This is a genomic window from Marinomonas sp. 63XJN7_7_ISO-PGPR-S23-202, from assembly GCF_056173505.1.
Genome location: NZ_CM149677.1, coordinates 304,713 through 331,389, shown reverse-complemented (window position 1 = coordinate 331,389; position 26,677 = coordinate 304,713). Strand labels below are relative to the sequence as shown.

General features: G+C 45.0%; 26 protein-coding genes. 9 read left to right on the top strand and 17 right to left on the bottom strand.

Going from position 1 to position 26,677, the window contains the following annotated elements; translation table 11 throughout:
* Positions 1-63: 63 nt before the first annotated feature.
* Positions 64-969 carry a LysR family transcriptional regulator gene (locus AC0VYG_RS01530; RefSeq protein ID WP_475430597.1) on the top strand — a complete coding sequence of 302 codons (906 nt, stop codon included), beginning with the start codon at positions 64-66 and terminating at the stop codon, positions 967-969.
* A gap of 13 nt (positions 970-982) precedes the next feature.
* On the opposite strand, the gene AC0VYG_RS01525 is transcribed toward AC0VYG_RS01530, so the two are convergent.
* From AC0VYG_RS01525 to AC0VYG_RS01510, 4 genes are all read right to left on the bottom strand, one after another.
* The gene (locus AC0VYG_RS01525) at positions 983-2,092 is read right to left on the bottom strand and encodes an ABC transporter ATP-binding protein (RefSeq protein WP_475430596.1); all 1,110 of its coding nucleotides are present in this window, start codon (positions 2,090-2,092) and stop codon (positions 983-985) included.
* A 94-nt stretch (positions 2,093-2,186) separates the two neighbouring features.
* A complete protein-coding gene (locus AC0VYG_RS01520) occupies positions 2,187-3,146 on the bottom strand; it encodes a carbohydrate ABC transporter permease (protein WP_475430595.1) in 960 nt (319 codons plus the stop codon).
* Between the two features lie 58 nt (positions 3,147-3,204).
* Positions 3,205-4,071, bottom strand: coding sequence for a carbohydrate ABC transporter permease (locus AC0VYG_RS01515; RefSeq protein WP_475430594.1), 867 nt, complete (start codon positions 4,069-4,071; stop codon positions 3,205-3,207).
* An 82-nt stretch (positions 4,072-4,153) separates the two neighbouring features.
* Complete coding sequence (locus AC0VYG_RS01510; protein WP_475430593.1) at positions 4,154-5,509, bottom strand: ABC transporter substrate-binding protein; 1,356 nt, start codon at positions 5,507-5,509, stop codon at positions 4,154-4,156.
* A 579-nt stretch (positions 5,510-6,088) separates the two neighbouring features.
* Here AC0VYG_RS01510 and AC0VYG_RS01505 point away from each other — a divergent pair.
* On the top strand, positions 6,089-7,075 hold the full coding sequence (locus AC0VYG_RS01505) for a type IV toxin-antitoxin system AbiEi family antitoxin (RefSeq protein WP_475430592.1): 987 nt from the start codon (positions 6,089-6,091) through the stop codon (positions 7,073-7,075).
* Positions 7,059-7,898 carry a nucleotidyl transferase AbiEii/AbiGii toxin family protein gene (locus AC0VYG_RS01500; protein WP_475430591.1) on the top strand — a complete coding sequence of 280 codons (840 nt, stop codon included), beginning with the start codon at positions 7,059-7,061 and terminating at the stop codon, positions 7,896-7,898. Before AC0VYG_RS01505 ends, AC0VYG_RS01500 begins: the two co-directional genes overlap by 17 nt.
* Here AC0VYG_RS01500 and AC0VYG_RS01495 read toward each other — a convergent pair whose 3' ends face one another.
* The 5 genes from AC0VYG_RS01495 to dgt are packed head-to-tail and all read right to left on the bottom strand — an operon-like array spanning position 7,899 to position 11,738.
* A complete protein-coding gene (locus AC0VYG_RS01495; protein WP_475430590.1) occupies positions 7,899-8,486 on the bottom strand; it encodes a hypothetical protein in 588 nt (195 codons plus the stop codon).
* 52 nt (positions 8,487-8,538) lie between these two features.
* A complete protein-coding gene (locus tag AC0VYG_RS01490) occupies positions 8,539-9,141 on the bottom strand; it encodes a DNA-3-methyladenine glycosylase I (protein WP_475430589.1) in 603 nt (200 codons plus the stop codon).
* A gap of 25 nt (positions 9,142-9,166) precedes the next feature.
* Positions 9,167-9,562, bottom strand: a complete 396-nt coding sequence (locus AC0VYG_RS01485; protein WP_475430587.1) for a GFA family protein — start codon at positions 9,560-9,562, stop codon at positions 9,167-9,169.
* Positions 9,563-9,583: 21 nt separating this feature from the next.
* Positions 9,584-10,222, bottom strand: coding sequence for a Vat family streptogramin A O-acetyltransferase (locus tag AC0VYG_RS01480; RefSeq protein ID WP_475430586.1), 639 nt, complete (start codon positions 10,220-10,222; stop codon positions 9,584-9,586).
* 13 nt (positions 10,223-10,235) lie between these two features.
* Complete coding sequence (dgt, locus tag AC0VYG_RS01475; RefSeq protein ID WP_475430585.1) at positions 10,236-11,738, bottom strand: dGTPase; 1,503 nt, start codon at positions 11,736-11,738, stop codon at positions 10,236-10,238.
* 183 nt (positions 11,739-11,921) lie between these two features.
* Here dgt and AC0VYG_RS01470 point away from each other — a divergent pair, with 183 nt between their 5' ends.
* The 5 genes from AC0VYG_RS01470 (at position 11,922) to AC0VYG_RS01450 (ending at position 17,922) form a co-directional block, all read left to right on the top strand.
* Positions 11,922-12,152, top strand: a complete 231-nt coding sequence (locus AC0VYG_RS01470; protein WP_199478271.1) for a type II toxin-antitoxin system Phd/YefM family antitoxin — start codon at positions 11,922-11,924, stop codon at positions 12,150-12,152.
* A gap of 486 nt (positions 12,153-12,638) precedes the next feature.
* Complete coding sequence (locus AC0VYG_RS01465; RefSeq protein ID WP_475430584.1) at positions 12,639-13,136, top strand: formate dehydrogenase subunit gamma; 498 nt, start codon at positions 12,639-12,641, stop codon at positions 13,134-13,136.
* Positions 13,136-14,704 (top strand): formate dehydrogenase beta subunit, encoded by a 1,569-nt coding sequence (locus AC0VYG_RS01460; protein WP_475430583.1) that lies wholly within the window; start codon positions 13,136-13,138, stop codon positions 14,702-14,704. The genes AC0VYG_RS01465 and AC0VYG_RS01460 overlap by 1 nt, the downstream gene beginning before the upstream one ends.
* Positions 14,705-14,706: 2 nt before the next feature.
* Positions 14,707-17,571 (top strand): formate dehydrogenase subunit alpha, encoded by a 2,865-nt coding sequence (fdhF, locus tag AC0VYG_RS01455; protein ID WP_475430582.1) that lies wholly within the window; start codon positions 14,707-14,709, stop codon positions 17,569-17,571.
* 120 nt (positions 17,572-17,691) lie between these two features.
* On the top strand, positions 17,692-17,922 hold the full coding sequence (locus AC0VYG_RS01450) for a formate dehydrogenase subunit delta (RefSeq protein ID WP_475430581.1): 231 nt from the start codon (positions 17,692-17,694) through the stop codon (positions 17,920-17,922).
* Between the two features lie 85 nt (positions 17,923-18,007).
* Here the strand turns inward: AC0VYG_RS01450 and AC0VYG_RS01445 are convergent, their stop codons facing one another.
* The 6 genes from AC0VYG_RS01445 to sstT form a co-directional block, all read right to left on the bottom strand.
* Positions 18,008-18,646: a response regulator transcription factor gene (locus tag AC0VYG_RS01445; protein ID WP_475430580.1), complete on the bottom strand. Its 639-nt coding sequence runs from the start codon at positions 18,644-18,646 to the stop codon at positions 18,008-18,010.
* A 19-nt stretch (positions 18,647-18,665) separates the two neighbouring features.
* Complete coding sequence (locus AC0VYG_RS01440; RefSeq protein WP_475430579.1) at positions 18,666-20,024, bottom strand: cache domain-containing protein; 1,359 nt, start codon at positions 20,022-20,024, stop codon at positions 18,666-18,668.
* 152 nt (positions 20,025-20,176) lie between these two features.
* Entirely contained in the window at positions 20,177-21,466 is a 1,290-nt protein-coding gene (locus AC0VYG_RS01435) for a TRAP transporter large permease (protein WP_475430578.1), read from the bottom strand.
* A 73-nt stretch (positions 21,467-21,539) separates the two neighbouring features.
* A complete protein-coding gene (locus AC0VYG_RS01430) occupies positions 21,540-22,079 on the bottom strand; it encodes a TRAP transporter small permease subunit (protein ID WP_475430577.1) in 540 nt (179 codons plus the stop codon).
* A 106-nt stretch (positions 22,080-22,185) separates the two neighbouring features.
* Positions 22,186-23,256, bottom strand: coding sequence for a TRAP transporter substrate-binding protein (locus AC0VYG_RS01425; RefSeq protein ID WP_475449887.1), 1,071 nt, complete (start codon positions 23,254-23,256; stop codon positions 22,186-22,188).
* A gap of 242 nt (positions 23,257-23,498) precedes the next feature.
* Complete coding sequence (gene sstT / locus AC0VYG_RS01420) at positions 23,499-24,722, bottom strand: serine/threonine transporter SstT (protein ID WP_475449886.1); 1,224 nt, start codon at positions 24,720-24,722, stop codon at positions 23,499-23,501.
* Between the two features lie 323 nt (positions 24,723-25,045).
* Here sstT and AC0VYG_RS01415 point away from each other — a divergent pair, with 323 nt between their 5' ends.
* Positions 25,046-25,684 carry an NAD(P)H-dependent oxidoreductase gene (locus AC0VYG_RS01415; protein ID WP_475430574.1) on the top strand — a complete coding sequence of 213 codons (639 nt, stop codon included), beginning with the start codon at positions 25,046-25,048 and terminating at the stop codon, positions 25,682-25,684.
* 232 nt (positions 25,685-25,916) lie between these two features.
* Here the strand turns inward: AC0VYG_RS01415 and AC0VYG_RS01410 are convergent, their stop codons facing one another.
* Together AC0VYG_RS01410 and AC0VYG_RS01405 are read right to left on the bottom strand one after the other, a co-directional pair.
* The gene (locus tag AC0VYG_RS01410) at positions 25,917-26,195 is read right to left on the bottom strand and encodes a hypothetical protein (RefSeq protein ID WP_475430573.1); all 279 of its coding nucleotides are present in this window, start codon (positions 26,193-26,195) and stop codon (positions 25,917-25,919) included.
* A 148-nt stretch (positions 26,196-26,343) separates the two neighbouring features.
* Positions 26,344-26,631: a hypothetical protein gene (locus AC0VYG_RS01405; RefSeq protein ID WP_475430572.1), complete on the bottom strand. Its 288-nt coding sequence runs from the start codon at positions 26,629-26,631 to the stop codon at positions 26,344-26,346.
* Positions 26,632-26,677 lie beyond the last annotated feature (46 nt).

The window sequence follows — 26,677 nt, the reverse complement described above, 5'->3', positions numbered from 1 at the left end:
ACGAGACGACCTAACCCTGAATAGTGGGTCAAAAAGCGATTCTGTTTTGCATTGGATTCACAAATGAAGCAAGTAAAAGTTGATAAAACCACCGAGATGGAAACATTCTTAGCCGTTGCCATGACGGGAAGTTTAAGTGGCGCCGCAAGAGCACAGGGACTCACACCCTCTGCAGTGAGCCGCATGATGACAAGAATAGAGAAGCGTTTAGGGGTTCGTCTGCTTGTTCGCTCTACCCGCAAGCTTTACTTAACCAGTGAGGGCGAGTCCTATGCCCTTGCTGCTCGGCGTATTTTGAAAGATCTAGAAGAAACTGAGCGCACAATCGCTGATAGAGCAAACCCAAGCGGATTAATCAAAGTCAGTACCCCAACAGCTTATAGCCGTTTGACCATGATTCCCTTATATAAAGAGTTTTTGCAACGTTATCCCAATATTAAAATCGAAGTCGAAGTGAGTGATAAGATTAGCAATGTGGCAGATGGTCATATTGACGTCGCAATTCGTTTTGGTCCGCTACCCGACAGCAATTTAACCGCAAGACGCCTTGGGGAAACAGGTAGAACGGTTATTGCCACACCGAACTACTTAGCACAAGCCGGAATCCCTAAAACGCCAGCGGATTTGCAGCATTTTAATTGTTTGGATTTTAGTTTTCAGCGGATAGAACCGGGCTGGCCATTTCGTGAAAACGGCGAAGACTATATTTTACCCATCAAAGGCAATATGACCTCCAACAATGGGGAAACGCTAGTCGAACTGGTGATGGAGGACATTGGCATTACCCGAGTGGGGAACTTTCATATTGAAAAAGCCCTCGCATCGGGTCAACTCGTCCCTTTATTGGAAGACTTCAACCCACAGGACAAGGAAGTTATCCATGCGGTGTTTATTGGCGGACAACATATGCCAGCACGAGTCAGAGTCTTTGTGGATTATTTGGTGGAGAAAATGGCTTCAAGCTATTAGATCGGCTTGCCCATCAAACTTCCCCTTTGTTAATTAACCCCCCTTCTTTGCTTGTTTCAAACAAGAGCACACGGTTTAAATCCACCGACAATGAAATGCTTTCTTGGCGTTTGACATGGGAACGTAGGTCGAGCCTCGCTTTGGCATCTTCACCGCCGAGTTTGAACATAATTTCTTTGTCAAAGCCGAGATTTTCCACCAGCTCAACATTAATATCATTAAATTCAAATAGGTTATCACTGGGGGATGATAAAGCGCTGTCTTCAAAAAAGTCTGGACGAATACCAATCAACACCGAGTCGTGAGATTTGAGATCGTGTAAATCCACATTCGCGATTTTCGACGCTGGAAGTCGATACTGATCGATTAACAGATCGTCACCGTCCCGTTTCGCTTCGATCAAGTTCATCGCAGGAGAGCCAATAAAGGTGGCAACAAAGGTATTTGTCGGTTGCAGATAGATGTCCATTGGCGAGCCAACCTGCTCGACAATGCCATCACGCATCACCACCACGCGTTCCCCCAACGTCATGGCTTCGATCTGATCATGTGTGACGTAAATAGCCGTCATGCTGTATTGGTGTTGTATGCGCGCGATTTCCGTACGCATATGATGGCGCAGCTTGGCATCTAGATTCGATAACGGTTCGTCGAACAAATACACATCCGCATCCCGTGCCAAGGCTCGCCCCATAGCAACCCGTTGTCGCTGGCCACCGGATAGATCCGCCGGTTTGCGATCCAAATAGTCGTCCAGCTTGAGCATAGTCGATACATCGGCAAGTTTTTGTTGAATGGTCTCGGCATCAGCCCCTGATTTTTTCAAACCAAAAACGATGTTTTCTCGCACTGACATATGCGGATACAAGGCGTAATTTTGAAACACCATGGCGATGTTGCGTTTGTTTGGAGGTAAATCATTGATGGTTCGAGTACCGATTTGAATGTCCCCTGCGGTAATGTCCTCAAGACCCGCCACCATACGTAGAGTGGTACTTTTGCCGCAGCCACTTGGCCCAACTAAAACAACAAACTCGCCGTCTTTCACCTCAAGATTGAGGTTCTTCACGATAGGCATGTCGCCGTAGGACTTATTGACATTCCTTAATATCACTGAGCTCATAAATGTCTTCCTTTTATTGAATAGGGCGCAATGAGCGAAGCAAAGACAAATCCAGTTTTAACAAAGTATTTGCCAGCACAATCGTCAGTCATCTTTAGCCTTTTACTCCCCCTTCCGTTAACCCGCCAGAAAGCTGACGATTAGCGAGCATAAAACAGATCACGACGGGCAATAAGGTCAATATGGACGCCGCCATAATGCGATCCCATATGGCATTTTTTGAGGTAAATAAGGTTTGCAGCGCTAAGGGTAAGGTTTGGAAATCTTGGTATTGTTTAAGAAACACAGAGGCGAATAAGTATTCATTCCAAGCGATAACAAAACAGTAAATAAAGACGGTGAATAACATGGGTTTCGACAGAGGGAGAACGATTCGCCAAAAGGCTTCCACTCTTGAGCAACCATCCATCATCGCGGCCTCTTCAAGGGAAAAAGGAATACCACGGAAATAGTTACCCAGCATGTACATGGCAACGGGTAAAGTTTGAATTAGATAGATCAAAAACAGACTAAGAATCGTGCCCCATATACTGCCCGCTAACCCAAGGTTCACACTCATTTGATACAACGGCACCATGAGCAACACGCCACCGACCATATAGACAAACAAGACACCGTTGGCCATGGCGGATTGACCAGGAAAGCGTAAACGAGCGATGGCATAAGCCGCAAGTGAGGCCAGTAATGTCGAACAAATCCCTGTCACAAAAGAGATAACAAAAGTATTAAGCATGTAACGACCAAAGTTAAATACATCCCCACCGGAACTGAATTTTTCTAGCAACATCTGACGTTTGGCTTCCGATAACGCTGGGTTACTCAGTAAACGTTGGATACTTGCGGGGACTTCGACAGTTTTAGGAGGCATAAGACCAAGCAGTTCTTTGTAAGCCTCCAAATGAAGAACCCGAGGAATCAAGGAGGGGTTCCCCCAATCAATGGGATCCTTTAACGATGTGGATAAAATCTGTACAAACGGAAACACGCAAAAGATCACTAGGGCAAGTACCATAGAATACAAAATGATGGACTGAATCAATGTACGTTTATTCATCTTCTCACCTGCTTCTCTGCATGTGTTTATATTAATTTATTGATACTTATATAACTCTTTACCATTTCAACACCTTACGAACATACAACCATATTAAACCGATCAGCACGAGTAACTGAATTACCGAAATAGTCGCGGCAACACCTTGATCAACAATCCCAGCAAAGGCTTGGTAATAGGTAAAAATGGGCAAGGTTTCCACGTTCGGAGCAAGTAAATAAACATCTTCAAAACGGTTAAGGTTCCATATAACACGTAATAAAATAACAGTGGCAATAACAAACCTGAGTTCCGGTAAGGTCACATGCCAAAATCGTCCCCAAGCATTTTGTCCATCGATTGCAGCGGCTTCATACAAATCTTTGGGAACGCTTTGCAATTTAGCGAGAAACAAAAGATAGGCAATGGGAAAATGCTTCCAAATATCAAACACAATCACCACAAAAAGGGCTGTATCAGGGTTACCAATCAGGTTCCGGCGCGTATCCGTTAGATGTAGAACATCCACCACCACATGGTTATAAATGCCATTCACTGGGTCGAAAATAAACTGCCAACCAAACACCACGCTGATCACAGGTGCAAAATACGGTAATAAGATCAAACCTCGGGCCAGATTGCGAAAATGAAACGTTTGATTCATTAACACTGCGGCCGCTAAACCAAGAAGGGTCGTACCTGCAACGGTGCCAAGCAGATATATCACTGACACACCGACGGAATGGTAATAACGAGGATTGCTAAGCAAATCGCTATAGTTTGTTAGCCCCACAAAGTGTTTATCACCATTGAGCTGAACGTCAAAAAAACTCAGATAGATATTAAACCCAATGGGATAAACAACCAGTAACGCAATAATCCCTACCGCGGGAGCCACCAGTTTAAGGCCAAGCTGTGCTTCTTTTCTGACTAATACAGAAGACATGTCGACTTCCCTTCTTTACATTAAGCCCACCCTAATCCTCCCCTTGCCCTCTATTTGCAAGTAAGCGGGAGGCTAGGCGGATCTATTCAGCAATAATGGCCTTCATTTCAGCCGTCGCTTGATCCAATGCTTTTTGCGGATCTTCTCCTTTGATGGTTACGCCATAGACCATGCGGGGAATCACAGACTTTGCAAAAATAGCACCCGAAGCGGGAAAGGTTTTGCCTTTTACAACAGCAAAAGAACGGATGTCATCAAAGCCTGAGGCTATTTGCTCCATCTTTTTCGGCCCATAGAGTTTAAACACCCCATTGGGATCATCTAAATAAGCGGGATCCTCGGCAATGCCTTTGATCATGGGGTTCATACCACCTGGTGCCATGTGTAAAAAGGTGATGTAAGAGTCCGGTTCATACATGAATTCGATGAATTTTTTGGTGGCGTCGGCTTGCTCTGTATTATTCGTTTTTAACGCCACCAACCCGGAAAGGGTGCCATAGGAGGCAGAACTTTTATGGGTGATGATGGGCACGAATCCGGTATTTTTCACCAGATTAGGATCAAAGGTTCCCCCAGAGAGTTCCTTAAAGTGATCGGCAGAAAGAGAACTTTGAGCCACTTTGGCCAATGCCAAATCGTCCATAATATAGGTGGAGTAGAAGAACATGCCCATTTTACCTTGCAGGTAATAATCTCGAGCACGCCAGTTTTGCGGCCCTGGCGGATTGTATTGAGCGAGTTTTTTGTAGAATTTAAGAGTCTCTAAAGTTGCGGGGCTATCGAAGACAAGGTTGCCTTTGGCATCAAATTCGCTGGCATTATTAGATAAGGCCAATTGTGTGAAGACTTGCTCCGTATAACTATCCTGTTTCGTGCCCACTAAAATGCCGTATTGGTTATGGGTTTTATCGGTCAATGCCTTGGCGGCTTTTTCAATATTCTCCCAAGTATTCGGCGTAGCAAGCCCTTTTTTATCAAACCAATCTTTACGATACCAAATGCCTTGAATCCAACCATGGTATGGCAATCCATAATACTCACCATTGGGAGACGTTAACATGGTTAAGGCCCCTTGGTTAAACTTGCCTTTCCCAATGTCATTGACCACCGCTTTATGGGTTTTGGTATCGACAATGCCCTCTTCTCCCAAAGACATTATGATTTCAGAATTGACTTCTATAAGCTGCGGCGTGGTACCCGCCGCTACGGCAGCCGCCATTTGCGTAGCCATTTCATTTTCATCTACTGGCACAACTTTCACGGTAATACCATCGTTGAGCGCTTCGAAAGTGCTCGCAAGCAATTCAATCGTCTGCATGCGATCAGACTGGGTCTGCGCTGTCCAAAATTCCACCGTCGAGGCGTGAACAAGCTGACTGATTAGAAGCCCATTAACCAGCAATCCACTGGCGACGAAAAGCGATTTGCGATCTTGCATGTCGTCTTCCTTTTTTTATTTTATTCTTGTGTGAGTCTTGCGATATAACCTACCTGTCTACTTTTTAACCATTCAAAAACAATGCCAACCAAATGGTCAAGCAAAATAGAACGAAATGAGAAAAGGGAAAAATAGGGCCCTCTCATAAAAAGTCCCAGAAAAAGCCTGACTATTCAGCAATAAGTGTCAATATTGAGTAAACGAGAAAATTGTTTTTAAGAACATTCTACAAAAATAAAAACGAACCAAGTTGAAACATCACTTCATACAATGCACGTTTTTTGTGCATTTTTTACTCAAAAATGAGCATTTATCTTAACCTACAAATAGATTCATCTAGTCTTTAGGGTATTTAATCAAAAAAGGGGTATTGAACAGTAAATCGCTCATAAAGCAGAGCACATTAGGGGCGACGAAATACCTTTCTCGCTTGATCTACCCTCTCCCGCATAAAACAGTGTTCTGCATGGCCGTTGATGAGTCCCATGGATTGCATAAAAGAAATGGTATTTGTATTATCCGATGTTCAAAGATATAGTTTGTTCATGAATCATGAACAAACTTGGATGGTGAACATCAGTGTCGACTGGGACAAGAAAAACTGCATTAGCTATGAATGTGCTGGCGTTGTTACCAGCTCATATCAAAGGTGACTTTGTCCAAAATGAGGGTGTTAATGATATATGCTTCACCGACGGCGAATTGCGCTTAACTGTCAGCGGTGATGAATATCATTTTTATATTGCGGTCAAAACAATTCATCGTAAGGAAAGCTTAAGCTCATTATTTGCTGATGCTGCACCGAATACCTTGCTGATTTGTAACCGTCTGACGCCTTATCTAGCCGATATCTGTATGGAAAATGGGGTTAATTTCATTGATAGCGCAGGCAATGTGAGAATTAACAACGGTGCTCTGCATATTTGGATTGAATCCCAAAAAACGAGTCAATCGAAGAAAGACTTTGACCTTGCAAGTAAAAGTAACAAGTTAGGTGAAGGTTCAGCAAAGCTGCTATTTGTTCTTTTATCTAGTCCCGATGTGCTTAATTTGTCATACCGTGAGATGGCAGAATATGCCAATATTTCATTGGGCATGGTGAGCAAAGGCTTGGGAATTCTTCAAGGAGAATCGTTGATTAGCCTTGGCGATACGAGACGAATACTAGACACAGAGAGGATGTTAAACCTTTGGGTCGAAGCCTACCGTTTATCGATTAGGCCAAAATTAGGCGGCATTCGTTTGCAGTTAGAAGGCGAATGGAAAGATATTCCAATGGAAGAGAATGACTATTGGGGGGGGGAAGCCGCCGCAGAAAAGTTAACCCAATACCTTCACCCTCAAGAGTTACAGCTGTTTACACGCCAGCCGTTACAAAAGAAACTTGCCCAACTTAAATGCCGCCCGAATCCACAAGGCAATTTATGGTTAGTGCCAGCCTTTTGGGGCGACAAATTAGTATGGTCAGAAACAAGCCAGGCCTTATTGGCCGTGGCGGAATTGGAAGTGAGCAAGGACAGCCGCAATATAGAAGTCGCAAGGATGATATATGAGCAATATTTATGAGCTAAAGAACCCGCTGAACCCAGCATTTGAGCCTGTGCTTAACATCATTATCGATGTAACCACTCAGCTTGATATACCGTATTTTATTGCTGGAGCAACAGCGCGAGATTTATTGCTTTTTCATGTGTTTGGCCGAGATCCAGGTCGTAAAACTCATGATATAGACACAGCAATATTAGTATCAGACTGGGGCAGTTTTACCGATGTAAAAGCTGCCTTGTTAGACTCTGGCCTAAGTGAGACAAAATTTCCTCATCGGCTAATGCATGAAGTTAGTAGCTTGCCCGTTGACATCATTCCATTTGGTGCTATTGCTGACAGCTCTGATGAAATTCAATGGCCGCCAGAACATGCCATCACCATGTCCGTTATCGGCTTTCAAGAAGCCTTTGATCATGCTGTCTTAGTCGATATTGGCCAAAGTAAACGTGTAAAAGTGACTTCGCTAGCGGGATTAGTACTGCTGAAGTTAATGGCATGGCAGGAGCGTCGATTAGAAACTAACAAAGACATCACTGACTTTCTTACCATCCTTAAAGAATATCCCAATGTCGAATTTGACCGACTTTATGACGATTTTATACCCGCTGAAAAATTGAATTATGACATAGAGCGACAAGGTACATTTTTATTAGGCTATGACCTAAATATGCTTTTGACTCACCCGAATACCAACTCTAAAACGCTGGAGCGGTTGGTAGAGCTGCAAACATCTCAAAGCGAAATGTTCATTAATGATTTGCTTAAAATACGCAGTGGTCTTGATCCTGATCAGCTAGAGCAGAGGTTGGCTGACTTTTGGGATGGCACTGCTTTGACTTAGTTATAGTTTTATTAATCTTCTTATTCCTTCAATTGCTATTGCGGAAAAGAGAGCAAACTCAATACTATTGGTGTAAAAAAACACAAAAGTGTCGCACAAACCATTAAAAATCAGCCAAGAAAGATCATATACTCTTCTAAATGCGATTAGTTGATGGAAAAGCTTCTTTTTGACGCAAAACCTTATCCTAGTTAAATTGTAATTTCCTTTGTTGTCTGGAATTAGGGCTGCGTTGCTCTCTGGTTCTATAAGGTAATATTTTTTGTAAAATTTGTAATAAAGAACCTCTACTAAAATAGGTCTCAAGTGGTCATTAATAAAGCCCGATGGTATATGTGTATTTAGGTGTAATTCAGCTCCATGTTCTCCGTCAACTTTGATAGCTCTAGATGTTTTTTGTTGGTATGACGACGTAATAACAAAACTTTCAATTAACTCAATACCTACCAAGATTTCGAAAAAAGTAAGCTTCAACCATTGTAAGCGTGTAATCTCATTTTTTAAGTTGCCTCGAAAAAATACAGTCTCCATGTAGTTTGTTTTCGCTACTGGACTATCATCGATTATCAGTGTCTTGCTCTTACTCATTTAGATATGCCTTGTATGGTTTTGAGCGAATTATATTATTAACGGTGTCTTTTTACGGCCTCTTAAATCTCTTCCTCGCTCGATCAACTTCTTCTCGCATAAAACAGTGTTCTGCATGGTCATTGATGAGTCCCATGGATTGCATAAAGGCGTACAGGGTGGTTGGGCCGACAAATTGCCAGCCGCGTTTTTTGAGTTCTTTGGAGAGCGCAATGGATTCTGCGCAGGTGGTTTGAGTTTCGGGTGGAGGAAGGGAGTTTTCATCGGGTTCATAACGCCAGATAAACGTAGCTAAAGAACCTTCTTGATCGACCATTTCTAGGGCACGTTTGGCGTTGTTGATGACCGCGAGGATTTTGCGTTTATTACGAACGATGCCTTCATTGTTAAGCAACTCGGCGATTTCTTGCTCGCCAAATTGCGCCACTTTATGAAAGTCGAATTGCGCAAAGGCTGAACGAAAATTCTCTCGTTTACTCAGAATGGTTCGCCAACTCAGGCCGGATTGAAAGGTTTCCAGACAGAGCTTTTCAAACAAACGCTGATCATCTCCGACAGGAAAACCCCACTCGTTATCATGATAATGGGGGAAATCCGGCGCAGAGTCGGCCCATGCACAACGATGTGGATGGGCTACTGAGAGATCAATAACCATATAAACGCTTCCGGTTAAACAAACATCATCGATCAGCCGGATGGTTCACACCATCGTTTACTACAACGTCACCAAGATCATAAGGATTAACACCTTCTAAGCAGCCGATATTGTAGCCATATTGTGTGGGGGCGGATCGACGTTGATGGTGGGTGTAAATACCACAGTTTGAACAGAAAAAATGTTTAGCGGTGTGGGTATTAAATTGATAAAGCTTTAGTACATCATGCCCTTTGACGATACGCAGGTTATCCAATGTGACGGAAGCCACAATGGCACCCTTACGACGACAAATAGAGCAATCACAGCGTCTTGGGTTTTCGATGCCGTTTGGCAAGGTTAATTCCAATTCAACCGCTCCACAATGGCAGCTTGCTTTGTGCTTAAGCTTTATTTCTGTTGAGCCAACTTGTTTAATCATAGCGTTTACCTCATTTTAGAATTAGTCGTCTTTTGCTGCTTGGAGCCGAGCTAAATCAGCACCAACGATGGCATCCAAATGTTGGGTGATTTTCTCCGGTCCCCAATCCCACCAAGCAATCTCTTGTAATGTTTGGATGGTCGGCTCGTCAAAACGGTATTTGATGATCTTGGCAGGGTTCCCACCGACGACGCAGTAAGCTGGTACATCGGATGTCACGACGGATTTACTGGCAATAATAGCGCCATTACCGATTTGTACGCCAGGCATAATAGTGGCGTCATAGCCAATCCACACATCATGACCGATCTTTGTATCGCCTTTGTAGGGTAGATCGCCGGTTTTGGGCGCCACCTTTTCCCAACCGTTGCCGAAGATATAAAACGGATACGTAGAGAACCCTGCATTAGCGTGATTCGCACCATTCATAATAAACCGAACGTCTTTTGCAATGGCACAAAATTTTCCAATAATTAATTGGTCACCGATAAAATCAAAATGATAAAGCACATTGTTTTCAAAACGTTCTGGCCCTTCAGGATCATCGTAGTAGGTATAATCACCGACGGTGATATTGTCTCGGGTGATAAAATTTTTAAGGTAACCCACTTGTGGGAACCCCTTCATTGGCTCTTTGTTATCTGGGTTGGGGCCTTTCATGCTTGCTCCCTTTCTAATCAATCACATGCAACGCGCGATATTCGTCATAGGCGAATTGATCGGTCATGCCACTGATATAGTCTTGTATCAGTCGACAACGGAAGTAGAACTCCCAAGCATCATCGCTGATGGATTTTAGGTCGCTGTTTTCGAAGTGTTTTTTGAATTCATTCAAATTACCAATAGCTTGTTGATAAGCAGCGAGGTGTTTGCCTGAGAGCTTATTGAATAGACGGGTCTCATAAATGGGCATTTTGTCTACTTTGTTAAGAATGTCGGTAAAGGTAGCTTTATCCAAGCTGAGTAGAGGTTTGTAGATGTCGAGCAACCCATTGATGATGCGATAGCCTTGCAACTCTTGCTTTTGAACTTCTTTAGCACAAAAAACATAGTTGAATGCAACGGCTTTAAGCGTTTTTAATATAGCGTGACTACTGCTCTTATCTTCTACTAACGCTCGGTTGTAGCTACCATCATAAATCGCTTCTAAGTTATCCACAAACTGTTTACTGGCATGTTTTACTGCCAGCGTGTTAATGGCCACTCGAAAAGGCACAAAAAAATCGCTGTCGATTTTCGTTTTTTCGTAGCGCCATGAGTTATTTTTGATGAGCTCTTCCATTAAGTTATGATCGCTATCTTTAAGAGCGTATTTTTTACTATCAACGAGCTTTTTATATTCTTCTTTCAGCTTGACCAATAGCTCATCAAATTTCAAAACGCCTTTTTCGACAGCGTCTTCTATGTCCGCAATGCAGTAAGAGATATCGTCTGCAGCCTCCATCACATAGGCAAATGGCGAACGACAGCCCTCTTGTATTCCCAATATCTCGTTAATGTCTTTGATGATAGGGGCTTCGCTTAAATAGTAGCCGACTTTCTTTTTCAGGTAACTTTGTGAGTCATGCTCATCTGGCTTAGGTTGATCCGCACGACGGGTGTATTTAATGATGCCTGACATCTGGGTATAGGTAAGGTTTAATGTGAGCAACGAATGCACGATACGCAACGCCTGAGCATTGCCCTCAAAGTGACAAATGTCTTGCTTCAATGGTGATAAGACTTCCTTTGGGTCTTTAATATCATCACGTTTGAAAAGCGCCTCTATGTGATCCCGAAACCACTGTTTTATAGCTTCTTCACCAAAGTGCCCAAAGGATGGATTACCCACGTCGTGCATTAAACAAGACATTTCAACAATAGACTCAAACTGCCTTTCCAGCCCATCTAAACCATAATTCGCTATATCTTGTGCTGTCAGTCTTTCAAAGATTTGTTGGCTAATAAAACGGCCCACTTGTTGCACTTCCATTGAGTGGGTCAAACGACTGCGTACCGCAGCATTACGCTCTAAAGGAAACACTTGGGTTTTTTGCTGTAAACGGCGAATAGCGGCCGAGTTAATAATACGCCCCCGATCACTTTCAAAAATAGAAAGAACGCGGCTATCTGGATTAAAACGCTTAGAGTTATAAGAGCGATGTGGACAGATTTTCTGCTTAAAATTCATAGTCATTTATAGCGTCCTTGGCTATAGGGTGAAAGCGGATGGTATATTTTTATCTTCTCAGTATGTCAACCTAAACATACCATTCAATTTTGTACAAAAATACATCAAAACTCTTATCCGCTTCATTGATAAATAAGCAATCGTCTTCCATTCTTATGAATAACAAACAGCATAGTTACGGAGACACAGATGGAGTTAGTTACTGCTTCAGCACTACAGACCGATTTAGACACCATGATGAAAAAGGTGTGCGATAGCCAAACACCCATCATGATAGACAGAGGGAACGAACCAGCCGTTGTAATGATGTCAGTAGACTGTTTTAAAGCATTGGAAGAAGCCACAACCTTATTCGACAACTATGCTAATTCAAAAGATATTTTACAAAATATCGCCAATAAAGACGGCGACACGGATTAAAAACACGGTGGCGTTACCCAGTAACGCCACGCCTCCTTCACATCTACCATTGATACCCACTACCTACATCATTTAGTGGATTTGAGCGTTTAATAATGAGGTTAAACCGTGCAAACACCCATGAAACAAGATCGCGATTTGCCAAACTTAGCAATTGAGTCCAATATTAGAAACGCGACATTCGCGTAAAAATGGCGGACACATGATTTGCCTGTTTCTCCCTATAGATGGCTGCCATTTCGTCAAATATGTCGCAATAAGATAAGAGAAAGATCAGTGAATGTGCGATCCTGAGCGCCGTAATTGGTCTAATAAAGGCTGCCTGAGTAGCGATCATTCCCAGTTATGTGCAGGTTGCCGCGCTGGTGAAAGCACCATGTTGATCCAAGCGCTAACATGTGTCTACGTCTTGATGGGCACTATATTAAAGTAACGCTTCTGCCTAACGATGATTTCCGTGTTTAGGCGGTAGGAGGAATTATAATAATGACTACACCGAGAGTTGTAACTTGGGATCCTGCCATCGCGCAAACCATTATTGAAGAGTTTAAGTCCAAACCAGGCGCTCTTTTACCCCTTCTTCATGCTATTCAAGAGCGCTTTTCTTATATTCCTGAAGAGGCCGTCGGCTTAATCGCCACCGCCCTCAAGCAAACCCGAGCGGAAATACATGGTGTGATCAGTTTCTACCATCACTTTCGCACCAAACAACCAGGACGCCATGTAGTGGAAGTCTGCCGTGCAGAAGCGTGCCAAGCGCTTGGGTCACGCCGCTTAGAAGCCTACGCTAAAAGCATGTTGGGCGTGGATTACCATCAAACCACCACCGACAACAACATTACCCTTGAACCGGTTTATTGCTTAGGCAATTGCAGCTGTGGTCCATCGGTTCGGGTGGGCGATGAAATCTACGCCGATGTCGACACTCAGCGTTTTGATGAATTGGTCGACAATCTGAAAACCGATCGTTTGGAGGTGCAATAATGACTTTTTGTATTCATGTACCTTCCGACACCACAGCGAAAGCGCTAGGGGCAGATCGTCTTACCAAACTGCTGGCCGCAACCGCCAACGAGCGCAAAGTGGATTTGTCGATCAAACGTAACGGCACCCGCGCCTTGTATTGGCTAGAGCCCCTTATTGAAGTAGAAACTAAGCAAGGTCGCTTTGGTTTTGGCCCTGTAAAAGAAGCGGATATTGACTCTTTGTTTGATGCTGAATTCTGGCGCGGTGATGTGGTGCATCCTCTGGCACTTGGTCTAGTGGAAGACATTCCTTATCTAAAACAACAGCAGCGCTTAACCTTTGCCCGCGCGGGAGTTATTGATCCGCTTTCCCTAGCTGACTACCAAGCAAAAGAAGGCTATCGCGGCCTGAAAAATGCTTTGGCGATGGATGCTCAGACCCTTGTTGATGAGATCAAAGCATCCGGCTTGCGTGGTCGAGGTGGTGCAGCTTTTCCAACGGGTATCAAATGGCAAACCGTTTTAGATGCTCCTGCTGAACAAAAATACGTTGTTTGTAACGCCGACGAGGGCGACTCTGGCACCTTTGCCGACCGCTTAGTGATGGAATGCGATCCCTTTATGCTGATTGAAGGTATGACCATCGCGGGCTTGGCCGTTGGCGCAACGCAAGGGTACATCTATCTGCGTTCGGAATACCCATTGGCGTTCAAGACGCTCCATGACGCCATTGCCATCGCCTATGAGAACAACTTACTCGGTGCAGACATTCTAGGCAGTGACAAACACTTTGACCTTGAAGTGCGTTTGGGTGCTGGCGCTTACATTTGTGGTGAAGAAACCTCCCTGCTCGAAAGTTTGGAAGGCAAGCGTGGCTTGGTTCGAGCGAAGCCACCATTGCCGGCTATTGTCGGTTTATTCGGTCAGCCAACCGTAGTAAACAACGTCCTGTCCCTTGCCGCTGTCCCCTTTATTCTAGATAAAGGCGCACAAGCCTATGCCAACTATGGCATGGGGCGCTCGCTCGGTACCTTACCCTTCCAATTAGCGGGCAACGTCAAACAAGGCGGTCTTGTCGAGCTGGCCTTTGGCCCTACCCTACGCGAACTCATGTTCGACTTCGGCGGTGGTACTCGTAATGGACGCCCACTAAAAGCCGTGCAAGTCGGCGGCCCGTTGGGAGCGTATCTTCCTGAGTCACAATGGGACACCCCATTAGACTATGAAGCCTTTGCCAAAGAAGGCGCGGTGCTAGGTCACGGTGGCGTGGTCATGTTTGACGACAGCGTCGATATGAGCGAGCAAGCGCGCTTCTCGATGGAGTTCTGTGTGGCCGAATCCTGCGGTAAATGTACCCCATGCCGTATCGGTTCCACCCGAGGTGTGGAAGTCATTGACCGTATTCGTTCTGGTGAAAATGTGGATGGCAATATGTCATTGTTATCCGACCTATGTGAAACCATGGTAGACGGTTCGTTGTGTGCGATGGGAGGTATGACACCATTCCCAGTGCAAAGTGCGATGAAGCACTTCAAGGACGACTTCACTAAGCGCGCCACGTCAACGACGAATACCGAGGAGATCTAGTCATGTTACAGCACTTTGATCCTAATAAAGATTATGGTACACCAGCTTCTTTAAGTGAGAAACAGGTCACATTGGAAATTGACGGTGTTGAAATCAGCGTACCAGAAGGGACGTCGGTGATGCGTGCGGCAGCACTTGCCGACATCAATATTCCCAAATTATGCGCCACAGACAACCTAGAAGCCTTTGGCTCTTGTCGCCTTTGTGCCGTGCAAATTGAAGGCCGTCGCGGTACGCCAGCCTCTTGTACGACACCTGCTGAACAAGGCATGAAGGTGTCTACTCAGAATGAAAAATTGGCCAAATTACGCCGCAATATTATGGAGCTGTACATTTCCGATCACCCGCTGGACTGTTTGACTTGTCCAACCAATGGCGATTGTGAATTGCAGGACATGGCAGGGGCAGTGGGCCTTCGTGAAGTCCGTTATGGCTTTGATGGCGCCAACCATTTGGACGCCCCAAAAGATACTTCCAACCCTTATTTCACCTTCGACGCCAGCAAATGTATCGTCTGTTCTCGTTGTGTGCGTGCTTGTGAAGAAGTCCAAGGTACCTTTGCCCTGACCATCGATGGCCGTGGCTTTGATTCCAAAGTCGCCGCGGGACAAAATGAAAGCTTCTTAGATTCAGAATGTGTATCTTGTGGTGCCTGTGTGCAAGCCTGCCCAACCGCCACCCTGTCTGAAAACTCATTGATTCAAATGGGTCAACCAGAACACAGCATTTCCACCACCTGCGCGTATTGTGGTGTCGGTTGTTCCTTTAAAGCCGAAATGAAAGGCGACCAACTGGTGCGCATGGTGCCAGACAAAGCAGGGGATGCAAACCACGGTCACTCTTGTGTCAAAGGTCGTTTCGCTTTCGGTTATGCGACCCACAAAGACCGCATCCGAACTCCCATGATTCGTGACGCTATCGATCAACCATGGAAAGAAGTGAGCTGGGAAGAAGCCATTGGCTTTGCCGCGAACCGCTTAAAATCCATCCAATACGAATACGGCCGTGAAAGCATCGGCGGTATTACTTCTTCCCGTTGTACCAACGAAGAAACCTACTTGGTGCAAAAACTGATTCGTGCTGCCTTTGGCAATAACAACACGGATACTTGTGCCCGTGTTTGTCACAGTCCAACCGGTTATGGTCTGAAACAAACCCTTGGGGAATCCGCCGGGACACAGACATTTGATTCGGTGATGAAGTCCGACTGTGTCCTCGTCGTCGGCGCCAACCCAACGGATGCTCACCCAGTATTTGGCTCCCTGATGCGTCGTCGTCTTCGCCAAGGCGCAAGCTTGATCGTTGCCGACCCACGAGAAATCGATATTCTTAAGACACCGCATCTAGGCGACTCTGTACACTTACCATTGCGTCCAGGAACCAACGTGGCGCTTATCAATGCGTTGGCCCATGTGGTCATCACAGAAGGCTTGGAAGATACCGACTTTATTGCCAAACGCTGTGAGCCAGAAGCCTACGCCAAGTGGCGTGCTTTTATTGCTGAATCTCGCAACGCACCAGAAGCGGTTGAGGACGTGACTGGCGTACCAGCAGAGTCGGTTCGTCAAGCCGCTCGTACTTTTGCCAACGCGCCCAATGCGTCGATTTACTATGGTCTCGGTGTCACCGAACACAGCCAAGGCTCCACCATGGTAATGGGGATCGCCAACCTTGCGTTAGCAACAGGCAACATTGGCCGCGAAGGCGTAGGTGTCAACCCACTTCGTGGTCAAAATAACGTACAGGGTTCCTGCGACATGGGGTCATTCCCACACGAGTTACCTGGTTACCAACACGTTGCGGACCCTGTGGTTCGCAATCGCTTTGAAAAAGTCTGGGGCGTAACGCTGGACGATGAGCCAGGCCTACGTATTCCAAATATGTTTGATGCGGCCATTGCTGGACACTTCCGAGGCTTGTACGTACAAGGGGAAGACATCGCCCAGTCGGACCCAAATACCCAACACGTGGAAGCCGCGTTACGTGCATTAGACTGCTTGATCGTGCAGGACATCTTCCTAAACGAAACCGCAAAATTTGCCCATGTTCTGCTACCAGGCTCCACCTTCCTTGAGAAGAACGGCACCTTCACCAACGCCGAGCGTCGTATTAACCGCGTTCGTAAGGTGATGCCACCGCTATCCGGTAAAGAAGATTGGGAAGTGACAGTCGACTTAGCCAATGCCCTAGGTTACCCAATGAACTACTCTCATCCCTCGGAAATCATGGATGAGATAGCCCTATTGACGCCAACCTTCACAGGGGTGAACTACGAGAAACTAGACAAACACGGCAGTTTGCAATGGCCATGTAATGATGAGTTCCCTATTGGCTCACCGATCATGCACGTGGAAAGCTTTCCTACATTGGAAGGCAAAGGCCACTTTGCTGTCACAGAATTCGTTCCAACGTCCGAACGTGCCAGCCGTCGTTTCCCACTCTTGCTTACAACGGGGCGTATTTTGAGCCAATACAACGTTGGCGCTCAAACCCGTCGTACTGAAAACCAAGTGTGGCATCACGAGGATAAATTAGAAATCCATCCCCATGATGCGGAAGAACGCGGTATTAACGAAGGAGACTGGCTAGGCATCAGCAGCCGTGCTGGACAAACCGTGTTACGTGCTCATATCAGTAAGCGCATGCAACCTGGGGTGGTGTACACCACCTTCCATCATCCGGGCAGTGGCGCGAACGTGATCACAACAGACAACTCGGATTGGGCAACGAACTGTCCTGAATACAAGGTTACAGCGGTGCAGGTCGAGAAGGTGTCTCAACCGTCCGAATGGCAGAAAGATTTCGCGGCGAACAACCAACGCCAACAAAAACTTTTGTCCGAGGCCAGTGCCTCTAGTGGCGAATAAACAATAGCCTCAGACGCTTCAGCACACGGTCATTATCCTGTGCTGAAGCGGTTGGCTAGGTTTGGTCAAGTGATCATCGATCAAGCCTCGTATGAGAGTTCAGTCTAGCGAGAATTAATTATGCATAACGAACAAGAACGTATCATCTCTATGATTAACCAAATCGCAGAGAATAATATTAGCGCGGGCGATGAAAGTGCTGTGGCAACAATTGTCGCAGGCCATGTGAAGAAGTTTTGGCCACGACGCATGAAAAACATGCTGAAAGACTATATTGAACAAGGTGGGTCAGCATTGCATCCGGCCGCCCTACAAGCAGGTAAGCAGCTTTTTGAGGAAAGCAAAGCCTAAAACCGTAATCCAGTTCGCTATATCGACCCTCTAAAGAATACCTTCCTGTTAGATCGTCGATATAGCCGTCCTCTTTTTCGCAAGATCAAATAAGATTGTGTTCAATGGCGTATTTCACCAGACCAGCAGACGAGTGAATATCCAACTTACGCTTAATATTTTGTCGATGGGTTTCTACCGTTCTTACGCTAATATTGAGTTGTTGGGCAATTTCTTTGTTGGATAACCCGTTCGCAACTTCAGCGAGTACCGCACTTTCCCTTGGTGTTAGTGACTCCTCTTCTTGTGGCGCTGAAGAGAATTGACCAAATAACAAGTCGGATGCTTTTGAGCTAAAGTAAGTGCCTCCTTGATACACCGTATTAATGGCTTGTATCAGCTCTTCCGACGAGACATCTTTTAGCACATAACCATTGGCCCCCGCTTGAATCACAGACAAAATATACTCTTTGTCGTAGTGCATGCTTAGCATCAGAATTTTGATATGTGGCTGTTCACTGCGAAAGCGTTTTGTGGCGTCTAACCCATTTAAAATAGGCATGGAGACATCCATTAGCACCAAATCTGGCGATAAGACCTTGGCTTTTTCCAGAGCTTCCAAGCCATTTGCAGCTGTCCCAACAATGTTAATATCCGCTTCCAATTCTAAACGAGCCTGTAAACCGTCTAATACCAACATATGGTCGTCCACCAGCAACACTCGAATGTCTCTACTTATTGTCATGACTTATCTCTTGTTGTTTCTAATCCATTTTAGGTGCTATCGGCAAAATAACACGGACTTTTGTGCCTTTGCCTTTCTGCGACTCTAAGAAAAACTCCCCACCAACGAGTGCCACTCGCTCACGCATATTAATCAACCCAATCCCTTTTGATAAAGCCGACTCTTGAGAACAGCCAAGACCATCGTCAAGACATTCGAACACCAAATCCTGACGCGACTGCTTAATATGCAACACCACATGGCTGGCTTGGGCATGCTTGTCGATATTGGTCAACGCTTCTTGGGATACTCGATATAAGGCAATTTCTATTTCATCAGGAATGTCACAAGACACATCAAAGCAATAGTCCACAGATACCTTGGTGCGCTCGCTAAACTGGTCAACCAAAGCGCTAAGCGCCGTATTCAACCCCAAATCATCCAGCAATGTTGGTCTGAGATCATGGGAGATCTGACGAATTTCTTGAATAGTAAGGTTTATCAACTCACCCGCTTTGAGTAACTCTTCATCAATGGCGTCTTTACCTTGGTCACGGTTGAGTTTGTTGCTGGCCAATTCAATACGAAACTTGCAAGACACCAGTAACTGATTGATCCCATCATGCAACTCGCGGGAGAAGCGCCGCCGCTCACTCACTTGCAAGCGCATAAAACGTTGTACCAAGGCTTTGAGTTTGGAGTCCGCTAATTTGTGTTCATGAAGGTTAATCGCCAAACCTAATAAAATCACAAAAATCACAGTAATAATCACCACCACACTGACGGAGAAAAAGCTGCGACGGATATTGGCGTCCATATTGGCTTTGGCCTTGGATAATTCGAGAAAGACATCACCAAGATACAAGCCAGTTCCCAGCATCCAGTGCCAGCGATCAATCATCACGGCGTAACCAATCTTCTCCTCCACGTCCATATAAGGCGGCTTTTCCCAAAAGTAACGATGAAATCCCCCTCCCGTTTTAGCAACCGCCAAGAGGTGCTGGATCAAATAGTTACCCGACTTATCCTGAAAGTCCCAAAGATCTTTCCCTACCAATTCCGGCTGCGTAGGATGAACGAGGTTTTTTCCTGAGCTGTTGTAAATATAGAAATAACCATCCTCACCATAGCGCAGGCGGTTAATCACTTTTTTTACTTCCGCTTTGGCTTCTTCATCACTTAGCGTATCACTGTCTAAAATCGGTTGAATCGCTGAAAGTGCAATGCTGATGTGGCTTTTAAGAGCTTCTTTTTTGGCATGAATCAAATTGAATTCATAGATCGACAATTCCTCTCTGGCAAGCTCCCTGGCAGATTGCAAACTGAGGTAAATAATAATGGCCGTCGAAGCAATTAAAGGGACCACAGCCAAAAGGATAATCTTACTTTTTAAGCCCACAAAGACGTCCTTCTTATTCTTTTTATATCATGCCGATCCGTAAAAAACGGGCTAGTGACAACCTAGCCCGTTTGCTGATTTGAAGCCCATAGACAAGGTTTTACATTATCGATAAAAAACCGTACGACCCTCCCCGACTAACGAAAGGAAGCTTAAGCCATTCCATACCATTCAGGAAAGATCATTATGCTGGCTAACACTAGCACTTGGATCAAGATAAAGGGAATGACCCCACGATAAATATCCATCGTCCGGATAGAGCTCGGCGCCACCCCTTTTAAATAGAATAGACTAAAGCCAAAGGGCGGTGTTAAGAACGATGTCTGCAAATTCATCGCAATCAAGATCGCAAACCACAACATATTGATGCCCAGCGCTTCAGCCACTGGTGCCAAGATCGGCACAATGATAAAGGCAATTTCCACAAAATCGATGAAAAAACCTAGAACCAAAATCGCGACCATCGCAAGAATAATAAAGCCCCATTTTTCACCCGGTAGGTTGAGCAGCACTTCTTCCACTATTTGATCACCACCAGTGTAGCTAAAAGCCATCGAGAAGGCGGTCGCCCCCATCAAAATAGCAAATACCATGGCGGTGACTTTGACCGTCTCTAAACTGCTGTCGTAAAGCATCTTCCAGGTAAACTGACGATACAACAACGCCAACACGATTGCGCCCATACCGCCTAATGCTGACGACTCTGTCGGCGTCGCGACCCCCGTAAAGATAGACCCCAATACCACCAGTACCAACGCCAAAGGTGGAATGATGGCTTTTAGCGCGCTGATAATTTGTTGAGTACGTGTCTCCCCATCGTCGTCTTCTGCCATGGCAGGTGCCATATCAGGCTTAAGAAAAGTCAGAACCAGAATATAGACAATATAACAACCAATTAGCACCAACCCGGGCAGCATGGCCGAATGGAATAAATCCCCCACAGGTATGCCTAAAACATCCCCTAAGATAATCAAAATAATCGAGGGAGGAATGATCTGCCCCAGCGTACCTGAAGCGCAAATCGTGCCACAGGCAAGGGATTTGTTGTATTTGTATTTCAGCATGACAGGCAAGGAGATCAACCCCATCGCCACGACGCTGGCCCCCACCACACCGGTTGATGCAGCCAATAATGCGCCCACCAAAATAGTCGAAATCGCCAAGCCTCCGCGCACTCGACCAAACAGTTTCCCCATGGCTTCTAATAATTGTTCTGCCAAGTGTGTTTTTTGTAAAACAATGCCCATAAAAACAAACAAGGGCACCGCCATCATGGTGGTGTTTTCCATGTAGCTTTGTATGCGAAAGGGCATAAAAGCAAACATATCAAAACCTTCGGCAAACACCCCAAAAATCAAGGCGATCCCACCAAAGGTGAAGGCAACAGGGAACCCCAGCATCAGCATCGCTAGGGCAACGAAAAACATGATAATACCAATCATAAACGACCTATTAATTCGTCAGAACAAGAGAGCAAGCACGGCAAGACATCGCTGCAGAAAACAAGACTCAAGATCAATGTTGGATTGGAGGGTTTGAAAAGCCCTCTTCACTCACGCCACGAATGGCATTAATCGAACGCAGCATCATGCCGACTCCACTGATTGCCATGGAGAAAAAGGCAAAAGGGATAACCGCTTTAATAATCCAGCGATAAGGCAAGCCACCAGGGTCGCCACTGGTTTCCCCTAGGGCAAAGGCTTCTTGGGCAAAACCAATACCGTAGTAACCAACCAGCAAGGTGAAAGGTAATAAGAAAAAGACGCAGCCAAACAAATCGATCCATGCTTTACGTTTGATCGGTTGATTTTCATAGATCAAATCGACTCGCACATGACCACCGTGTTGAATCCCATAGGGAATCCCCAACAAGAAAATAGCCGCATACAAATGCCACTCCAATTCTTGCATAGCGATGGACACATCATTGAACAAATAGCGCATTAATACGTCGTAAAAAACGTTACATAACAAAGCGATAAGCAACAGGGTCGCAATAGCGCCAAGCAGATTTGAAAAACGAGCGATGCCTCGCTCTAAATTGATGAGAAACATGGGAATGACTCCTAGAAAACACCTAATGGCACGTAAAACCTAACAATCAACTCACTTAACAGGAGCAAAGCAGCGAGGGAACCCGCCCCCGCCACTTGATCAAGATTTATTCGGCAATTTTGTCTAAACTTTCTAGGTAAGCTCGATCAGAAATGTTGGTCCATACACGGGCCACTTTCATATAAGCTTGTTGAGAATCGATAATTTCCTTCGTTAATGGATCTTTCGCAGCCGCTTCCGCCAATAACTCTTCGTTGGCTTTTTTCATGGCGCTTAGTACTGCTGTGGGGAAGGTTTTAACCTGAATATCTGGGTATTCCGACTTCATTTTCGCCCAGTTCACACCACTTTCATGGTAAGACTGAATGTACATATCGTAGGCGGCCAGTTTCATAGAGACACGCAGGATTTCACGCAGGTCGTCCGGTAGTTTTTTCCATGTCCGCTCATTCACTAGGAACTGAAGCTCCGTTGCTGGCTCATGCCAACCTGTGTAGTAGTAAGGCGCAATTTTGTGGAAGCCCATGCGCAAATCAAGGGACGGTCCTACCCACTCCAAGGCATCAATCGTGTTACGCTCAAGAGCCGTATACAACTCACCAGGTGGAATGTTCGTTGGTTTGGCACCTAGCTTCGCTAACACTTCACCCGCAAACCCTGGAATACGCATTTTCAGACCTTTCAAGTCATCCAACGAGTTGATTTCCTTACGAAACCATCCACCCATCTGCACACCGGTATTGCCCCCAGGGAAAGACAACAAGCCAAAAGGCTTATAAACTTTCTCCATCAATTTCATGCCATCCCCATAGTAGAACCAACCATACTGCTCCGGTGCCGTCATCCCAAACGGCATGGTGGTGAAATACATAGTGTTGGGCACCTTACCTTTCCAATAATAAGAAGCAGAGTGACCAATGTCGTACTGACCCGCACGTACCATATCAAATATGCCTAATGGCGCTTTGTGTTTGTTTGCTGAGTCGATGGTGATTTTTAAGCGGCCTTTAGACATTTCTTCCGCCATACGCACCATGTTACGAGGCGCATCGCCAAAGATAGGGAAGTTGGTGGTCCAAGATTCTGCCATTTTGAGTTTATAAACACGCTCTGCTGCCATAGAAGGCATAGACAGTGTGCCGAGGGTAACAGCCGCAGCCGCTACAAAAGAAGTCATCTTAAGAGAGATCATTGATTATCATCCTGCTTGTTTATTATTGTTTAATTGGATAAAGCAGGTTTCATCATCTTCTGAAAATAATCTGTAAACAATTCGCATAAATACCGAAAACAGATCGTGATTAGTACGTAAACTGTCTCAGTATTTCTACTTAGACGATCTTCACGCCGCATAAAAAACCGCGGGCGCGGTTTTTTATCAGCCTATTTTTATATCACTGTGCTGGCCTCAATCATCCCTCACGCATGACGCGTAACGGAACGACAAGCCGCTGCGGTAAAGAGTACATCGGTTGAACTGTTCAATGCTGTTTCTGACGAGTCTTGTAGTACCCCGATAATGAAGCCCACGGCAACCACTTGCATCGCCACTTCATTGGGGATATTGAATAAGCTACAAGCCAAAGGAATCAGTAATAAAGATCCCCCAGCCACACCAGAGCTACCACAAGCCGATATAGCCGCAATAATACTGAGCAGAATCGCAGTGGCAAAATCCACAGGAATGCCTAATGTGTTCACCGCTGCAAGCGTTAAGACGGTAATCGTGATCGCCGCTCCTGCCATATTAATGGTTGCCCCTAAGGGAATAGACACTGAATAGGTATCTTCATCCAGCTGAAGTCGTTTACAAAGGTCCATATTGACGGGAATATTGGCAGCGGAACTGCGCGTAAAAAAAGCCGTTACACCACTTTCTTTTAGGCATTGAAAAACCAAAGGGTAGGGATTTTTTCGCGTCGCTAAAAAGACCAACAAAGGGTTGGTGACCAAGGCAATAAATAGCATGGAACCAATCAACACCGCCAGCAAATGGGAGTAACCTAACAGTGCACTAAAGCCTGTGGTTGCAATGGTGTTCGATACCAAACCAAACACACCAAATGGCGCTAAGCGAATCACAAAACCCACAACTCGAGTGACACTGTCAGCTAAATTTTGCAGTAACGCCTTCGTTGTATCCGACCCATGGCGCAGGCCGATACCAAAACACACGGACCAAGTTAATATGCCGATGTAATTACCCGTCACTAACGCATTAACAGGATTATCCACCATATTAAAAAACAACGTATGCAAGACATCATGTATTCCCTGTGGCGCTGATTGGCTTACATTGCCAGCCACAAGGTTTAGCTGAGTCGGAAACAAATAACTGAAAAAGACCGCCGTAAAGGCAGCAATCAAGGTGCCCACAGCATACAGCACTAAAACAGGTCGAATATAGGTTTGTTGGTTATGTTTATGGTTGGCAATGGACGCAATCACTAGGATAAACACAAGAATCGGCGCGATACCTTTTAATGCTTTGACAAAAAAGCCACCTAATACACCCACTGATTGGGCCGCTTCAGGGGAAACGTAAGCTAAGACAACACCACACAGAATACCAACAACAATTTGCAATACGAGACTGCCATTCATATAACGCTGAAACAACGTTGATTTCATATTTGAAGTCATGGGAGGGAGATCCATCAAATTTTTCGAGGGGGCACCATAAAACATCACGGACGAGAAATGAACCATCTTGGCGCATAATTATGAGAATTTTATTTACTCAAGTGGTTAATCTTTTGACATGCCGCAAGCATACAAGCTTATCCTTACCGCACTGAGCTTCTCAGGGAGACATAGCGTTCATCGTCAACAGAATTTTGCCAAGAACCGAACGATTGTTCATTCTGTTTCAAAGCTATCGCTAAAATTCGTCTTCATAGTCGCCTTGAAGTTCGTCATCATAGACCTCATATAGTGGGTAGACTTACATATCGAGGAATTCCGAAATGTCGAACTTATTAGAGCAACTGTCGTGGCGCTACGCGACTAAGAAAATGAGCCCTGAAAAATCGGTACCACAAGAAAAGGTAGACCGTATTCTTGAAGCCATTCGTCTAACAGCAACTTCAAGCGGCCTCCAGCCCTATGAAGTGTTTGTTGTGACCAATAAAGAGCTGCGTGAAAAAATGGTACCCCATGCCTGGAACCAGGCACAGTTGACAGATTGCTCTCATTTGCTGGTCTTTGCGGCTTGGGACAATTACACAGAAGAGCGTATTAACAAAATGTTCGACCTGGTTAACGAGGAACGTGGATTCGTCAGCGAAGGCTGGGAAAACTATCGCCAAATGATACTTAGCAGTTACCCTCCTCGTGACAAAAAGGTGAATTATGAACATGCCGCTCGCCAAGCGTATATTGGCCTTGGCACTGCCCTGATAGCAGCGGCGGAAGAAAAGGTCGACTGCACACCTATGGAAGGTTTCGTTCCCGAAGAGATCGATGCACTATTAGGCTTACAAGACCGTGGCCTACGCTCGGTTATTTTGCTTCCTCTCGGTTACCGTGAAGAAGAAGGAGATTGGCTGGTTAACTTGAAAAAAGTACGTCGTCCAAAAGAAGAGTTCATTACTGAAATAAAATAAGCTTTTCACTCGTGCTAAATAAGACATAAAAAAACGCTGGTTTATCCAGCGTTTTTTATGTCGCCATATGTTTCTTCAACTTTTATTCAACAAACACTTACTTATAAAACATCAAATAATTAATTAACATTCATCAAGTTTTTTAATCATTTAAAAAACATAAAAAAAGCCAGCTTGTGCTGGCTTTTTTATTTTTTCAATCGAATTCTTTAAATCATAAACTGTTAGTAGATTATGGATTTTGAGATTTAAGCTCATTCAATTCTAATTGCAGATCTTGTGCTTTTGCATTTAATACCGCTGCTTTATCTTGAAATGTGTGAACGGTACTCATATCAATGCTGGTATTAACGTTAACACCTCTGCTTTCAAGCTGTTGCTCAAGATGATTGACTTTCTCTTGTGCTCTAACAACAGAACCGTATGTACCATCACCTGGGGCAGCATACGCCGCAGTGGCAAAAGAAGTCGTTGCTAATAGAGTTAATGCTACTTTCGTTAAAGTATTCATAAAACATCTCCTTTGTATCGAGTTCCAACAGGTTTATGACCTGCCCGAACCTTTATTATATTGAGCTAACCTGATAAGTTGCCCTTGATAAATAAGGGTTGCATCTACTCAAAATAAACCGATGCAACCATCACTGTTTAACGACAACTTAAGGGTTTTGGCTTTTAATTTCGTTAAGTTGTAGTTGTAGATTTTCAGCCGCTGTGTTCAACAGTTTAGCTTGCGTATTAACTGTTTTCGCTGTGCTCAGATTCACACCTAGATTTGGTGTTGCACCCAATTGCTGAATTTCACTTTCTAGCTGTTGTACATCCGCTTGCGCTTTTACTTTAGAACCGTATGAAGCGTCACCAGGTGCTGCCATCGCAACAGAAGAGATAGAAGAGATAGAAGCCGCTGCAAACAATGCTAATGCGCTTTTAGTTACCATATTCATATTTACCTCCTAAGGTATTCCATATTTAAGAGGCGATAGATTTTAA